Source organism: Arachidicoccus sp. BS20, from assembly GCF_001659705.1.
Lineage (GTDB): Bacteria > Bacteroidota > Bacteroidia > Chitinophagales > Chitinophagaceae > Arachidicoccus.
In genome coordinates, this window is the sequence record NZ_CP015971.1 from 54082 (window position 1) to 69233 (window position 15152).

Consider the following 15152-nt stretch of genomic DNA (forward strand, 5'->3'; position numbering starts at 1 on the left):
TTTCGCTGATTTCTTTTACTGATTTCGCAAATTTTATTTTGCGACAAGTCTGCGTAAAACAATCTGCGTTTATCTGCGGGAATTAATAAACTGAAATTATAGTTTGAACTTAGCCAATTGCTTTCCTGTTTTTTCGTCGTGCGCGTGAACGGTACAAACCAAGCAACTGTCGAACGAACGCGCTACCATGCCCACTTCCACAGGGTCGTTGCTGTCTTCAATTTCCGTTCCTTCCAATGCTGCTTCAATAGGACCTGAAATACCAGATTCATCATTCGGACCAACATTCCAAGTTGTAGGTGCCATTACCTGATAATTTTTAATCACGCCGTCTTTAATTTCAATCCAGTGCGCCAACGCGCCGCGAGCCGCTTCCGTAGCGCCAAAGCCAAAGCCGTCTTTTTCTTCGGGCTTGATATAAAACTCATCGTCCAAACGAATTTGTCCCAACCATTCATGAATGTAATTGTACAAACGCGGTGCTTCGTGTACACGCGCCAATGTGCGCGTAAACACGCTCGGGCCAAATTTGTCCATAATATCCAAGAACAACGGGTCATGCGTTTGGTGGTCGAGATTAGCAGGATTTCCGTACATAATACAACGGGACAACGGACCTGCTTCGGCAGGTTTGCCCATATAGCGCGGTGCTTTTGCCCAACTGTATTTGTCGTCGAAATTGGTGTGTTCCAGATTTTGCGATTGCAGCGGTGTCGGAATCGGTTCTTTCCAAGGATGCGACGCGGGCACGTCCTGATACCAACTATGTTTTACGTGTTCCATTACTTCCAAGTGATTGAACTCGCGGAATTGTTTTGCGTGTCCGTCATAAAATCCGCTCGGGCTAATCAATGCTTTGTTACGTCCTTCAATCGTTGGTTTGTTGTACAAATCTTTGTGCAGATAAGTTCCGTAAGCAATGTAATTGCCGCAGCCCTGACCGAATTTATCCAAACCAAATTCAAGACTTGCACGGATAAATAAACCTAAATCGGAATTGTATTGCGATTCATTTTCATTGACCCAAGCCATCAAATCGTCCCAAGATTTTATTTGCAAATAACGGTCGATAGAACAGCCGAGCCAAGTTGTTTCCAACCAATCATTACGGAACTGATTCATGATGGAATAAGCGCGTGTAATGTCTTTCAACGTAGGTGCGCACATCACGCCACCCGGAACCATGTAGCTTGAGTGAGGCCATTGTCCGCCGAACAAAGCATATACTTCCACAGGGCGACCGCTTGCCGTAACACCGCTTTGAAATGAAGTGCCAACATACGCAGCAAATCTTTTTACCACTTCGGGATACAATTTTTTATTGGCAAATTTTTTATTCGCCATATCCGTTGCGAAGATGGCATAAAACCAACGTGGAATACTTTGAATAGTTTCGGTGGCTTCGCCCAAAGCGCGCAGCAGCAAAGCGTTTGGCGGAAGCGTTGTTCCCCAAGCCGTATCCAAAGCCGATGATGCGCAATACAAATGCGAGCCGCCGCAAATACCGCAGATGCGCGGCGTTACTATCAAACCGGATTGCGGGTCTTTGCCTTGCATAATGCGTTCAAAACCGCGAAACATGGACGCTTGCGTATGCGCCCGTGTAACCACGCCGTTTTCCATATATACTTTCACGTCGAGGTCGCCTTCCACACGACCAACGGGCGAAATATTCAGTTCTTTTACAGTTGACATTGTTGTAAATATTTTTATTTGTGAAAAATCTTTTTAATTATTTACTGAACGTTACGATTTCTTTGTTTTTGGGCCATGTCTTTTCAATGCCTGCCTTCACAAAATAACCTAAACCGCTTTCGCCCGTAGGCACATCTTGCGGCATAAATCCAAGGTATTTCATGGTTTTAAATACGCTGCCTTTTTTCAAATCGTGATGCGGGAAACCGGGTTCTGTACAACCCAAACAAGGATGATTAGCGCGCGTTTTACTGGAATGACGATTCCATAAAATACGGTTACAACTTGAGCGTGTCATTGGTCCGCGACAACCAACTTCGTAGAACAAACAACCACCGCGTTTACCGAAGCCGCCGTTTACTTTTTGCGCGAAGTTTGTTACGTTTGTGCAACCCGCTTGCACAAACTCTGTGAAGAATGTTTTAGGACGATGATATTCGTCAATCAATACATCGCCGATTCTGCCTGTGGCAACAGCAACCAAAATTTGTGTAACCCAATCCGGGTGCGCAGGACAACCGGGAATATTAATTACAGGCAAACCGCCTTTAGACACGAAGTTGGCACCAAGAAAACCGCCTTTTTGTTTTTTCAAAAATTGCATACCCGTACTCTCGCTCGGATTAGGTTCAACCGCAGGAATACCGCCGTAAGTAGCACAATCGCCGATGGCAACCACATAACCTGCAACTGCAGCCAACTCTTGTACCCAATCTTTCATCGGGCGTTCGCAAAAATAGTTCATGGTTCCCGTTCCGTTCGGACCTTGGACAATAGTGCCCTCAAAAACGAAAATGTCCATCTGAACTTTTCCTGCTATAATGTCCTGCAACAAATCTTTTACCTGCACCCCAATTTCCAAACCGATGGACGGATGCCATAAAATATTAATGCCGAAGTCCACAATCAGTTCTACCACCGTGGGTTCTTCGGCATTAAGGAAAGACATGGTATTGCCGCTACAGGCACCACCTTGTAACCAGAGTACGTTTGCCATAAGAGTTTTAATTTAAACGTGAACAATGCATATCATCAAGAAGTATACAACAAATGTAAGTTTTTATATTTAATTAGAAAAATTTTTCTAAAAAATAGTAATGAATTACTAACAAGAGGCGAGAAGTAAGTAAATTTTGCGGTACATCTTTTTGTCCTGCAACATTATTGAGACGAAAAAGCGCAAGAAGTAAACAAAATTTTTCGCAAATAATATTCGGTATTTAATATTTGCGGCAGGATTTATGGCGGCGGAAGGTGTTAAAGTTCTATCCGGCTGTCTCGGTTGGTGTAATCTCGTTCGCCGGTTGATAAACAAGCAGTTTTTTTTCTCCTTTATCGTTCATGGCAAAGCAATTATCATTTTCTATCAGTATTGCCGCATGAATGCCTTGATGCTGGTTTACATCAATTCCCAGTATTTTTCCTGTATAGTACAACGCGGGATTTTTGTCCGGTACAATAGTATGTCCTACGATGATTTGTTTGCAGCCGTAAAGGGTTAAAGTATTATCCACATCCTGCATAGTTGCACGCGGTTCATAAAAATAACCTCTGTACCAATAAAGTGATTGCCTGTTGTACAATGACTGTAAATATTCGGGAACGTTAGTTTCATTGCCCTCATTTTCGGATATGTCATAAAAAGGTCTGCATTTAGCATTTAAGATTTCGATGTTTAATTGCATATTGTTAATTAAAGGCGATACGCCGCCATGTACAAATAAACGATTCCCTATTTTTTCCATCACGTTTTTGGTACGCAGCCAGCGCCCAAGCTCCGAATCTTTATCAAAGAGTTGCATATAGTCCATGTTCATCAGTCTTGCATGGTTGAAATATTTTATGTCCACAAAACGCAAATCGCCCGAAAGGTTCATCACATCATGGTTTCCGATAATGGTATGTACGTAGCCGCCGTGTAGTTTAGCTTCGTCTTCCAGTTTATAAATGAGCCAAAGTAAAGGTGTCACTTCATCGCCGCGGTCAAACAAATCGCCATTAACAACCAGGTGTCCTTTTCCGAAAATCCATTGATAATTTGAATCAATCACATTGTTGGCAATCAACAGTCTGCGGAACGCGGCAAATTCGCCTTCAATGTCGGACAGCACAAAAATCTTTTCCGAATCGTTCCACAGACATGGTTCATTTGACAATTGTTTTTTTAGCGGTACAGAAAAGTTCCAATCTGCATGATTGCTGAATCGCACCTGCAAAGGCTCGTTTTTGTATTCGTTTTTAGTACATTTTCCCGCTTCAATCGTATAGATTTCTATGCTATTATTTTTATGGAAGACATAAGGTCCGTCAAACTTGTTTTTTTCTTTTTTATTGTGCGAAAATATTCTCTTAAATAAGCTGCTCATTATTCCTCTTTATTGCGGAAAGGTACGGCGGAAAAAATTAAGCATCGTGTGTTGATGACAAGCGGGAATAGTTCAACTTCCACAAATTATTTTTACTTCTCAGATTTTTTCTTTGAATAATTCATCTCTACCAGGAAAGCAACCAATAATCCAAGTCCGCCAAAGAGTAAAACCGATGCGCCGTAAATTACGCTTACTGTTTGGTAAAGATTATTATGCCAATAATTTCCGGTATTAAATCCTTGTACGGAACTAAGGCAAATAAAATAGCCAATCATTAATCCAAATCCTACACCTAACAATAAACAGGCGATTTTTAATGTGCTGAATTTGCTTGCGCTCTCCAATGCGGGAATAGACAAATTTGAGTCGGGATTTAAAGAACCAAGTTTATCGCCGAGCTTTTCAATAATGTTCAGGCGCTCTTTTTTATGAACAAAAAGTTCAAACAATCTGTATATGCCGAAAGTGATAATCCCGATGATTGTGGGAATCGTAATAAAATCCATCATGATGTAATAATTTTTAAGTGAATAATTTTTTTCTTACATTGTTTGACGCAACGTTGAAAAATCGGTTACACATTTTTGAAAAATATTTATTTCATATAGTTTGCGGCGTGTGAGGACACGCGCCGCCGCGGTTGGTATCCTAGGCAACCGCAACAAAAATATTTATTGCACAAAATAGTTGTAACCAAATTCAATTTGCTGCGTCTATAAAAAGGTGCATGAATAATCAGGAAGAACTTCAAATAATTCAACGTATATGCGAGGGAGAAACAAATTTGTTTTCAATATTCCTGCATCGTTATAGTAATGCTGTATATTCATTGATTATTCGCATAGCTTCTTCAAAGGAAGATGCAGAGGAACTGACGCAGGATGTTTTTTTGAAAGCATTTAAAAAGCTAAAAACCTTTCAGGGCAAAAGCAGCTTTGTTACATGGTTGTACCGCATAGCCTACAACACGGCAATTTCAGCAACAAGAAAAACACGACAGGAAATTTTTTATATCGATGAAAAAATGATTGAAAAAGTTCCCGATGAAAATGTTAATCTATTGTTTGAAAACGATGAGAATGAAGATTTACTGAATAAATTGCAGGCTGTATTGAAAAAACTGAACGCAGAAGAAAAAACGCTGATAACGCTTTATTATACAAAAGGCGAGAAGGTGAACGATATAGCTGCAATCATGAATTTGAGTTCTGATAATGTGAAAACAAAACTATACAGAGTCAGAAAGAAATTGTATTTATTGATGAATAACAACGACCGGTATGCAACAAGATAAATTAATTAAAAAAGCACTGGAAGAAGCAGCAAATTTTTCTCTGCCGCCCGATTTTAATGAGCGTGCAATGCTTCATATTTACAAAGAAACTGAGCGCAAGAAAAAACAAAATTTCTTTTTGATGCTTGGCTGCATATCGGCGGTTTCATTAAGTCTTATTGGCGTGAGTGTTTATTTACTAAAGAAATATTTTGCTTTCGATTTTACGTTTCGACTTCAATTGCCAACATTAAAATTTGTCTCTTTATCTCAATATTATTTTGATATTTATATCGCTGTACTCATTTTAGTTTTAATAGGATTTGATTATCTTTTTCGTTCGTATTGGCGTAGAAGGAGCATTGGTTAAGTCGTCTCTTATGCGATTAAAATATCCTCGCTTATAAAATCATAAGTCGAAGTGCGCCGAAAGCAATAGCATTCTCGGTTGCAACAAATACTGATAAGAATTTACAACATTGCTGCTGATGTTTACGATTTCATAATTACGCACATTTGCCATGTTGTTGCAACTCAAACGAAGCTGAAGATTGCGCCATTTCTTTCCTTGAAAATTGTATTGAACATAACTGTTCATCAGGAATGCAGATGAAGGATTCTGCCCGCGTTGGAACGAATTTAAAAACTGATTGTCAAAATCGATACTCAAGTTTTTCACAGGATAAAAAATAATGGAAGACGTTTCATTCCACTGCCTGCTCATTTGTTTTGGATAATCTATGGCATTTGATGAGCTTGTGCTGCGTGCATAAGTTCCTGAAAATTTCATATCTAACCAATCGAAAATCGTAGGCGTAATGCTTGCATTATAACTTGATGTGTTATTGTGCGAATTGAACAGCACGCCATTCTGCATTAACGGAGAACTTCCATGCCCAAAGTTTGCACCAATTGCCAATGTTGTATTGAGTGCATAAATATATTTACTGGCGTTTGCTGCCAACGCAATATTGCTGCTTGCATTATGAACAGGAATTGCTATAATCACTGTTGAATTTTGCTGAACGCTTGTAGAATCCAAAAAATAATTCACGTTGCGGGTGTAGGAAACATCAACGTTTGCAAAGAGTGCCAGCAACGTTTTTTTGAAATCAAAACCTGCATCATACGTCTGCGCGTTGCCTGTGAGCAAAGGCGTTTGATAAGACGAATAATTGCGGTAGCCGCTTAACATTTGTCCACCATAAACCTGCGAAATACTTGCCGCTTGCTGACCAAAATTGTAAGACAATGAAAACTGATTTTCTTTACCAATTTTATGCTGCCAGCTTACCGTCGGATTGACAAACAAATGATTCAGTTTATCTGCATTGTTTGCAACAGAATCGTTGTGATAATTGATATGTGTAAAATTGAACGGCGCAGAAATATTCAGTTGGTCGCTGTAACTTTTGAACGTGAGTTGCGGGGTAAAATACACTTGTGCTTTTTGCCAATGCAATCCATTCGCAAAGCCTTGTGGTTCGGTAATGGAATGGTCGTTTTGGACAAGCTGTACGTTGGACCGGAAGTGCTGATTTTGATAATTAAATCCTGCATTTGTACCAAACATCCAATGCCCGAAAACATGGCTGTACCCCAAATGATTATCGGTAGAATACGATGGTAAATGCTGATGTTGAAAAGTGTTGAGATAAGAGATGCCGTCGTTCAGATTTTCCGGTAATGCGCCGGGTGTAACCATCAAAGTTTGAGGATTGTCGGAATATTGAAAAACGGAATTATAATTGATGATGTGCTTTTTATGAATCAATACATAACCTTGCAGCGTATTGCTGAAGCTCGTACTTTTTGAATCGGTGTTTTGCAAAACATTTTGTCCGTTGGTTAAGATGTTTGTGTAAGGCGTTGTCTTTGTTTGAGTAAACGTCAACGTGTTGTCAAAGTATGCTTTCTGGCTGTTCACGTTGTAATTCAGTTGCACATTAAAGGCGTCAATCGGTAAATGATTGTTGTCTTTTTCGTTATAACGAACCGTATCATTTCCCGGCAAAAAATATGTGGTGGAAGATTGTGTTTGTGTCGATTGAACATCGTGCAAATAATATCCATTGATGCGCAATCCCTTATACTTGTTGAATTTGTACAAATCATTTAAATTCAGCATTTCCGCTTTATTGAACAACGAATTGCCCACAGGCGCACTGCCCAAACCTGAAACGCCGGTTTCTCTTGTATAACTAAGTCCTTCATTGTTCGACTTAAATTCGTTGATGGCTTTAAACTTTTCGTTGAACGACATATTGTGAACTGTACCATTCCATTTTCCCGGCGTACCGCCTTCCAGTTCTGCATTATCGATGAAATGAAATTTATTCGGATTTTTGAAGGTAATGTTGATACCTGCCTGGTCGGAAGGCACAATGCCGTTGAGCATTTTCACGTTTTGGTTGTGTTCAATTACCTGAATTTTATCTACTTCTTTCGACGGAATATTGTCGGTTGCGATATTGTATTTATCGCCCAGCAAATCATCGCCGCCGAGATAAAAATTATTAATCGGTTTCCCCTGATAGCTTATTTTCCCGTTTTCATCCACCGTAACGCCGGGCAGTTTTTTAATAATGTCGCCTAAATAGCGGTCGCTTTTCCCTGTGAAATTTGCTGCGTTGTAATTCAATGTGTCGCCTTTCTGCACAATTGGTCTGTTGTCTTTTACAACTACATCGGGCAGCGAATTTTGAGAAGATGTTAGTTGGATAATATTTTTCTCATCGATTAAAAAATCATGCTTTGTATATTTTTCGTAACCCACACAATTAACCTTTAATGAAAAGCTGTCTTTATTAAAACCTTGCGGGAGTGTAATGCTGAAATTGCCTTTAGTATCTGTTCTCGTAAACCGAAAACCAGCCTGGTTGCTGAGTTTGATAATGCTTACGGTTGCATTTGCAACAGGATGTTTTAAAGAATCAATTACCGAACCGAAAACACGATGCGTTGTTTGTTGCGCTTTTGAAACAAATACAATAAACAATATGATGACAAAAGTAAAAGCGGAACGTGAAATTAATCTCATAAAAATAATTTGACTATAAAATTAGTTATTATTTTATATAGTTAGGTGTAAAGATTGGTTAAAAGATATTTACTTCAAATCAATCGGATTATTCGGAATAAACTTTTTTCTGTCATAATTTCCAATGTGGCTTGGGAGTTTAGAATTTATGCTATTAGCTGCCGGCGCACCCGGATTTGTAAATGCTTCGGGATTTTTATCATAAGCATCTAAAGCTTTATAAAACTTTGTGTCCGTTGTTGCAATTGCTCTTTTTGGAAAACCTACTTGTCCACTTGTCGCTTTTTCAATATGGTCGAGTGTGTAGACTATTTCGCGTTTTTCATCATACGCTTCTAAAATTAATCCGGGCAAACCATGCAATCTTCTCGGTCCAAAACTGTATGGCAAATCACTGCAAAACCATGCTGTATAAGTTCTTCCGTGGCTTTCGCCTGTTGCTTTCTGGCAAAGATTGCCTTTTATGTTTTTGGTTGAATCCAATATTTCCCAATTAATTTTTTCGTCGGTATCTTTTATTAAAAACTCCGACGACCATATATACATCATTCGCGTATCGTTATCATTGTCTGTAAAAAATAAATCACGCGAGCCGATGATTTGATTGCCTTCGCCTGCAATTCCCATAGGAATACTTATGCCTGGTGGAGGAGAGAGAATCTTACCTGCTTGCATTGCTTGTTCCAAATGCTGTATCGTTTTTATGTCTCGTTCCTTTGCATAATAGCTGAAATAGCAGCTCATTGTTTTGCCTAAATCCAGCTCAAATTGTTCGTGATAAAGCGAATCTGGTTTTGTTGTATCGCGCAGCCAGGTCATGTTGTAAAAGATTTTTCCAACAACAGGTTGCGGATTGATTAACGCGCCGAGTGTATCAGCGCGGACAAATATTTGCGCTTTCGCAAATTGAAATAATAATCCGGTCAAGATGATGGTGCAGCATATTTTCATAATCGGTGTGTTTGATATAAAGATAAAATTTTATTTCAAATCAATCGGGTTGTTATTCACAGGTCTTTTCCAGCCTTTTGGTGCTATGCCACGAACAATTTTTATATCGGTAGTTACTTTTCCTTGCATTTGCGGTGCGCCATGCGACTGTATAAACGCCTGCGGATTTTTTTCAAATGCTTCTTGCGCTTTTGCGTAATCTTTTGGTGTAGCATCAATACCGTCTTCCGGTAAACCGATTACTTCGCCAGTGTCTTTCACGTTTTCAATGTGGTCGAGCGTGTAATTTACTTCATGTTTTTCGTCGTATGCTTCGAGAATTAAGCCGGGCAAACCGCTTAATCTTCTTGGTCCGAAGCTGTATGGAATATCGCTGCAAAACCACGCTGTGTACATTCTTCCATGACTTTCGCCAACGGCTTTCTGGCAAAGGTTTCCCTGAATATCTTTTGTAGAATCTTCTATTTGCCAATTGATTTTTTCTGCTGTATCTTTTATCAGAAAAACTGTCATCGCAATATTCATAATGTGCAGGCTTGTTCCAATATTTCCGGCATCGGTATAAAATTTGTCGCGGGCAAAAGTGGCATTCTTTGGTACATTTAATGCGCTTCGGTCGGAATTGAAATTGAATTGCCTGTTTCCGTTGGCATCGGTGGTTGCGTTTTTCATTTGCTCCTCAAAATATTTTTTCATTATGGAATCTCTTTCCTTTGAAGAATAACTGATGAACATACTTGCATTGTTTGCGAAGTCCAATTCAAATACTTCCTGCGTAAGACTGTCGCGTTTTGTAGTGTCGGGTAGGTTGGTAAACTTGTAGAACACTTTGCCCACAATGGGTTGCGGGTTTTTCAGTTTCACGGATTGCTGCCCGTTGTCGCTGAGCGTAATTGAAACCTGCGCTTTCAATAAACACGGCGTTAAAAGCAGCGCGCATAGTGCATAACGAACGATATCGTTTTTCATTGTTTTAATTTTTATTTTAAGTCAATAGGATTATTCTCTTTCAAAGGCGTTTTGTTGCCGTCGGGACTTTCTTTTATTACGCTAATGCTTGCGATTTTATGCGGGTCAATATCGCTAAGCGCGCTATGTACAGGCGTTCCGTCGCTTTGATGTTCATTCCTGAATGCCGCCGGGTTTTTACGGAAGGCTTCGTATGCTTTGTTATATTCTTCCATTGTGGCGGGCATTGCTGCATCAGGAAGTCCGATTTGACTGTTTGCAATATTTTGCAATCGCTCAAAAGTATAAATCACTTCATGTTTTTCGTCATACGCTTCAAGTATCAAGCCCGGCAATCCATTTAATTTTCTCGGACCAAAACTATAAGGAATATCGCTGCAAAACCACGCTGTGTATGTTCTTCCGTGACTTTCGCCTATTGCTTTTTGGCAGAGGTTGCCTTGAATGTTTTTTGTAGAATCTAATATTTTCCAATCGATTTTCGGCTGCGTATCTTTTATGTAAAATAGGGCAGAAGAAAGTGTTTTTAAATTATATATTTGTGCAGCTTCGGTGTAAAAAATATCGTTTGAAATATTAGAGTTTCCGTGTATCGTAAGCGCTACATGATTCGGGTTAGAAGCCGTTTTGAACTGTTGCGCGATATCAGCCTGCATGGCAGAATCCTGCAATTTCGCCGAATAGCTTTCAAAAATAGCCGCTGTTTTGCCGAAATCCAGCTCATATTTTTCTGTGTATAAATTATCGGGCTGCGTAGTATCTTTCAGATAAGTGAAATTGTAAAATGCTTTCGCTGTTACCGTCTGCGGGCTTTTCAGTTTGTATTCCGAACTGCCGATGATGACCGTTTGCGCCTTTAGAAAAAACGGAATGTTTGCAATGAGCATGATAACGATTAATCTGTGTGATAATTTCATATTTTAATTTTATAACTACAATATTAGTTTATAAATTCCTGTTTTGCAATATTTTCTTTTGTTAATTATTTGAAGTTTATCTTTGCAGCCGTTTAAAAATCCCATCTTCAATGAAAGTAATGAAATTCGGCGGCACCAGCGTAGGAAAGCCGGAAAGAATGCACCAGGTTGCAGAACTGATTACAAAAGATAATGAACCGAAAATAGTTGTTCTAAGCGCTTTGAGTGGTACTACGAACACTTTGGTTTCCATCAGCAACGAATTGTCGGCAGGAGAGAAGAAGAAAGCCAAAAAGCTGATTGATGACTTGGAAGCGCATTATCACAACTTTACAACCACTTTATTGAAGGACGAAAAGTTGCAGGAAAAAGCTAAAAAAATCATTCGCGAGCACTTTGAGTTTTTAAATATTATTTTAAAAATTTCTTTCAGCGATGCGTTGAACAAAGATATTTTGGCGCAAGGCGAATTGATGAGCACGAAACTTTTTTCTATCTATTTAGAAGAAATAAAAATTGACCATTTGCTCTTGCCGGCGTTGGAGTTTATGCGCATCGATGCGAATGATGAACCCAATTTAAAATCGATAAAATCAAGCCTTGCGGCGTTGCTGAAAAAACACTCGGGCAAAAAATTATTTGTAACACAAGGTTATATTGCCAAGAACATTCGCGGCGAAGTCGATAACTTAAAACGTGGCGGAAGCGATTACACAGCTTCATTGATTGCTGCGGCTATCAATGCTTCTGTTTGTGAAATATGGACAGACATCGACGGGATGCACAACAACGACCCGCGCGTGGTAAAAAAGACACGCGCCATTGAAACCCTGAGTTTTGACGAAGCTGCGGAACTGGCATATTTTGGTGCGAAAATTTTGCATCCGACTTGTATTTGGCCGGCGCAACAATCGCACGTTCCAGTGAAGCTTTTAAACACCATGCAACCGGAAGCGAAAGGTACCACTATTCAGGACGAAGTGGAAACAAAAGGTGCGAAAGCTGTTGCCGCAAAAGACGGCATCGTTGCCATCAAAATCAAGAGCAGCCGTATGTTGCTGGCTTATGGTTTCCTGCGCAAAGTGTTTGAAGTATTTGAAAAATACCGTACGCCGATTGATATGATTACGACTTCGGAAGTGGCGGTTTCATTGACGATTGACAGTACCGACCAGCTTAAAAATATCATTAAAGAACTCGAACCTTTCGGTACGGTGGAAGTAGATAAAGACCAGACAATTATTTCCATCGTCGGCGACCATGTAGTGGAACAAAAAGATGTACTGAACAAAATTTTCAAAAGCATTCAGCATATTCCTGTTCGCATGATTAGCTATGGCGGCAGCCGTCACAACATTTCGTTTTTAATTAACGATGCGGATAAAAATGAAATGTTGCAGGCGATAAATAAAGGCGTGTTTGGGTTGTAGTTTTCTAACAAAGACACGAAGTGATAAAGAATATTTTATGAGCTAATGAAATCGTTTATCGTAGTCATAATTATTGCCGTTTTAATTTTTATTTTTTTGAAGTCTTTTTCTCTTTCTTCAAAGAAAAAAGACTTCAAAAGATAAGGGAAGATTATGGTAAACGCAAGACGGCACATTTCAATTTTGATAAAATCAGCTTGTATTCTGCGCTGAATAAAGACAAATGTTTTCAAAAGCTGTCGCCGCAAACCATTACCGACATTGACTTTCAGGAAGTTTTTTCTTTTATTGACAGAACTACAAGTTGTGTGGGACAGCAATATTTGTACGATAAATTTTGTAAGCCGACTAATGATTTAGTTGCTTTGCAAACGTTGCAAAAGCAAGTAGATTTCTTTAAAAAAGAAGCAGAAAAAAGAGAACGCGCGCAACTTTTATTATCCATATTAAGCAACGATAGCGCATACTCGATTGCGACTTTATTAAGAGATAAATTAGCCGAAAAACCGCGTTGGTTTTATTGGTTGTATCTCAATCTTTTTGTTTTGATTTGTTTGTTATTGCTGTCGATAAAATTTCCTGTTTTGCTGTTATGGAGTTTTATACCAATCGGAATAAATATTTTTGTCAGCCTTTGGAACAAAGCAAATGCGAATAATTTCAGCCAGTCGATGCCGCAATTAAACGTATTAATAAAAGCGGCTGAAATGCTGCAACAGCAAGGTTTTCCGGTAGATGATAAAAAAGTTTCCGAAAGTTTAAGCGCGCTTCAAGCATTCCGTAAAAAGATACGTTTCATTGTTTTTGAAAGAGGAACGATAATGGATGATATAAGCCAGATAGTGTTTGCTTTAAGGGAAATTATCAAGAGTATTTTTGCTTACGAAACATTTATATTTTTCTCGTTGCTGAAAGATTTGGAGTTTAAAAAATTTGAGATTCAAACACTTTTTAAATATGTAGGCGAAATTGATGCAAGCACTTCTGTTGCTTCATTACAAAGCGGAACGAAGCGATTTTGTACACCGAAATTTTTCCCTGAACAAAAAGAAATTTTTGCCAAAAATATTTATCATCCGTTGATTGAAAATGCTGTCGGAAACGATTTGCATTTGCTTGAAAAAAGTATTTTAATTACCGGCTCAAATATGTCGGGAAAAACAAGTTTTCTGCGCACGGTTGCGTTGAATGCAGTTTGTGCACAAACGATTTATACTTGCTTTGCAGATGAATTTGTGTTGCCTTTTGTGAAAATATTTTCTTCCATTCGCATTGACGATGATTTGCTGCAAGGCAAAAGTTATTATCTTGAAGAAGTTGATGTTGTTAAAAAATTAGTCGATGCTTCGGATGAAGGCTCACAATGTTTATTTGTATTGGACGAAGTGTTCAAAGGTACAAACACGGCAGAACGCGTGGCTTTGGGGAAATCTGTGCTTTCTTATTTAAACAGAAAAAACAGTATGGTTTTGGTGGCAACGCACGATTTGGAGTTGGCAGATTTGTTGGCAAGCGAATATGAATTATATCATTTCTCCGAAACGATTGAGGACGATGAATTGCATTTTGACCATCTTCTTAAAAAAGGAAAACTGGCAACGACCAATGCCATTCGGTTAATTGAAATTGCAGAATTTCCAAACCAAATTACAAACGAAGCTAAGGACTTAAAGCAGCGTTTTCAGAACAAATAATTACTGCTCAATATTTATCGTAAACACAATGCTCTGTGTTCTTATTTTATCCAGCACGGCGGAATAAGGATTTTCTGCATCGCGTACCTGGTTGTTGCCGATGCTCCTGCCGATTTTTATTTCGGGCGAAATTACACTAAACGGCATATAAATATTGAAACCTATACCGCCTTCGTAAGCCCAGTTATAGCTGCGGAAAAGCGGTGGCGGATTTTGTCCCAATTGTTTTGCTGCCGTGTATTCCGAAGCATTGGCAGATAAATTTCTGTCGTAGCGCAAGCCGCCGAACATATACACCCGGAAGTTGCGCATTCTGTCCGATTTCAATTTTAAATCTAAAGGAAAGCTCAACAGATTTGCCGGAAGTTTTATATTCTCAACAGGTTGTTTTCCCGGATTTGCCTGCAAGTATTCATCGGTAAAATAATAGCTTAAATATTTTGAACCACCCAAAACAAGTTTGGGCGCAAACCGCAAATCAAAGCGATTGGACAGACGCGCGGTTCCTGAAAAACCAAGTTCAATGCCATTGCTGCTATGTGGTTCAATGCGGTCGATATCATTTTGTTGAAGAAACGCGGGATGCCGCGTTGTAAGTAATGTGGAGCTGTTGTAACCAACGCTGATGCCAAAATAAAACGGCTGCATATCATGCTCCTGCCTGTTAAGGCTTTCCTGCGCTGTTGTCCTGTTTATAACTGTTACAAGATACAGTAACAGTATAATCCGTTTTATAAAATTCATTATCAGCTCTGTTGATTTGTTCACAATAATACATAAAACGTAAAAAGCGCCAATAAATTATCCTTCCGGC

13 protein-coding genes are annotated in these 15152 nt (G+C 39.2%); 4 read left to right on the forward strand and 9 right to left on the reverse strand.

Going from position 1 to position 15152, the window contains the following annotated elements; translation table 11 throughout:
• Window positions 1–96: 96 nt before the first annotated feature.
• From A9P82_RS00265 to A9P82_RS00280, 4 genes are all read right to left on the reverse strand, one after another.
• Window positions 97–1695 carry a nickel-dependent hydrogenase large subunit gene (locus A9P82_RS00265; protein ID WP_066202765.1) on the reverse strand — a complete coding sequence of 533 codons (1599 nt, stop codon included), beginning with the start codon at window positions 1693–1695 and terminating at the stop codon, window positions 97–99.
• A gap of 37 nt (window positions 1696–1732) precedes the next feature.
• The gene (locus tag A9P82_RS00270; protein ID WP_066202767.1) at window positions 1733–2692 is read right to left on the reverse strand and encodes an NADH-quinone oxidoreductase subunit B family protein; all 960 of its coding nucleotides are present in this window, start codon (window positions 2690–2692) and stop codon (window positions 1733–1735) included.
• 268 nt (window positions 2693–2960) lie between these two features.
• A complete protein-coding gene (locus A9P82_RS00275; RefSeq protein ID WP_066202769.1) occupies window positions 2961–4061 on the reverse strand; it encodes a metallophosphoesterase in 1101 nt (366 codons plus the stop codon).
• A gap of 92 nt (window positions 4062–4153) precedes the next feature.
• Complete coding sequence (locus tag A9P82_RS00280; protein ID WP_082915138.1) at window positions 4154–4573, reverse strand: DUF6249 domain-containing protein; 420 nt, start codon at window positions 4571–4573, stop codon at window positions 4154–4156.
• A gap of 218 nt (window positions 4574–4791) precedes the next feature.
• Between A9P82_RS00280 and A9P82_RS00285 the strand changes: the two genes are divergently transcribed.
• Both A9P82_RS00285 and A9P82_RS00290 read left to right on the forward strand, forming a co-directional pair.
• Window positions 4792–5358: an RNA polymerase sigma factor gene (locus A9P82_RS00285; RefSeq protein ID WP_066202773.1), complete on the forward strand. Its 567-nt coding sequence runs from the start codon at window positions 4792–4794 to the stop codon at window positions 5356–5358.
• A complete protein-coding gene (locus tag A9P82_RS00290; RefSeq protein ID WP_066202776.1) occupies window positions 5345–5707 on the forward strand; it encodes a hypothetical protein in 363 nt (120 codons plus the stop codon). Before A9P82_RS00285 ends, A9P82_RS00290 begins: the two co-directional genes overlap by 14 nt.
• A 39-nt stretch (window positions 5708–5746) precedes the next feature.
• Here the strand turns inward: A9P82_RS00290 and A9P82_RS00295 are convergent, their stop codons facing one another.
• The 4 genes from A9P82_RS00295 to A9P82_RS00310 all read right to left on the reverse strand — a co-directional run bounded on the left by A9P82_RS00295 (window position 5747) and on the right by A9P82_RS00310 (window position 11214).
• Window positions 5747–8377, reverse strand: coding sequence for a TonB-dependent receptor (locus tag A9P82_RS00295; protein WP_066202779.1), 2631 nt, complete (start codon window positions 8375–8377; stop codon window positions 5747–5749).
• Window positions 8378–8446: 69 nt separating this feature from the next.
• Complete coding sequence (locus tag A9P82_RS00300; RefSeq protein ID WP_066202782.1) at window positions 8447–9328, reverse strand: GLPGLI family protein; 882 nt, start codon at window positions 9326–9328, stop codon at window positions 8447–8449.
• A gap of 30 nt (window positions 9329–9358) precedes the next feature.
• A complete protein-coding gene (locus A9P82_RS00305; protein ID WP_066202785.1) occupies window positions 9359–10297 on the reverse strand; it encodes a GLPGLI family protein in 939 nt (312 codons plus the stop codon).
• Window positions 10298–10308: 11 nt separating this feature from the next.
• Window positions 10309–11214 carry a GLPGLI family protein gene (locus tag A9P82_RS00310; protein ID WP_066202788.1) on the reverse strand — a complete coding sequence of 302 codons (906 nt, stop codon included), beginning with the start codon at window positions 11212–11214 and terminating at the stop codon, window positions 10309–10311.
• Window positions 11215–11324: 110 nt separating this feature from the next.
• Between A9P82_RS00310 and A9P82_RS00315 the strand changes: the two genes are divergently transcribed.
• Window positions 11325–12644 (forward strand): aspartate kinase, encoded by a 1320-nt coding sequence (locus A9P82_RS00315; RefSeq protein ID WP_066202790.1) that lies wholly within the window; start codon window positions 11325–11327, stop codon window positions 12642–12644.
• A gap of 197 nt (window positions 12645–12841) precedes the next feature.
• Window positions 12842–14338: a MutS-related protein gene (locus tag A9P82_RS00320; protein WP_066202796.1), complete on the forward strand. Its 1497-nt coding sequence runs from the start codon at window positions 12842–12844 to the stop codon at window positions 14336–14338.
• On the opposite strand, the gene porT is transcribed toward A9P82_RS00320, so the two are convergent.
• Entirely contained in the window at window positions 14339–15082 is a 744-nt protein-coding gene (gene porT, locus A9P82_RS00325) for a type IX secretion/gliding motility protein PorT/SprT (protein ID WP_082915139.1), read from the reverse strand. It abuts the gene before it with no gap.
• Window positions 15083–15152: the final 70 nt, after the last annotated feature.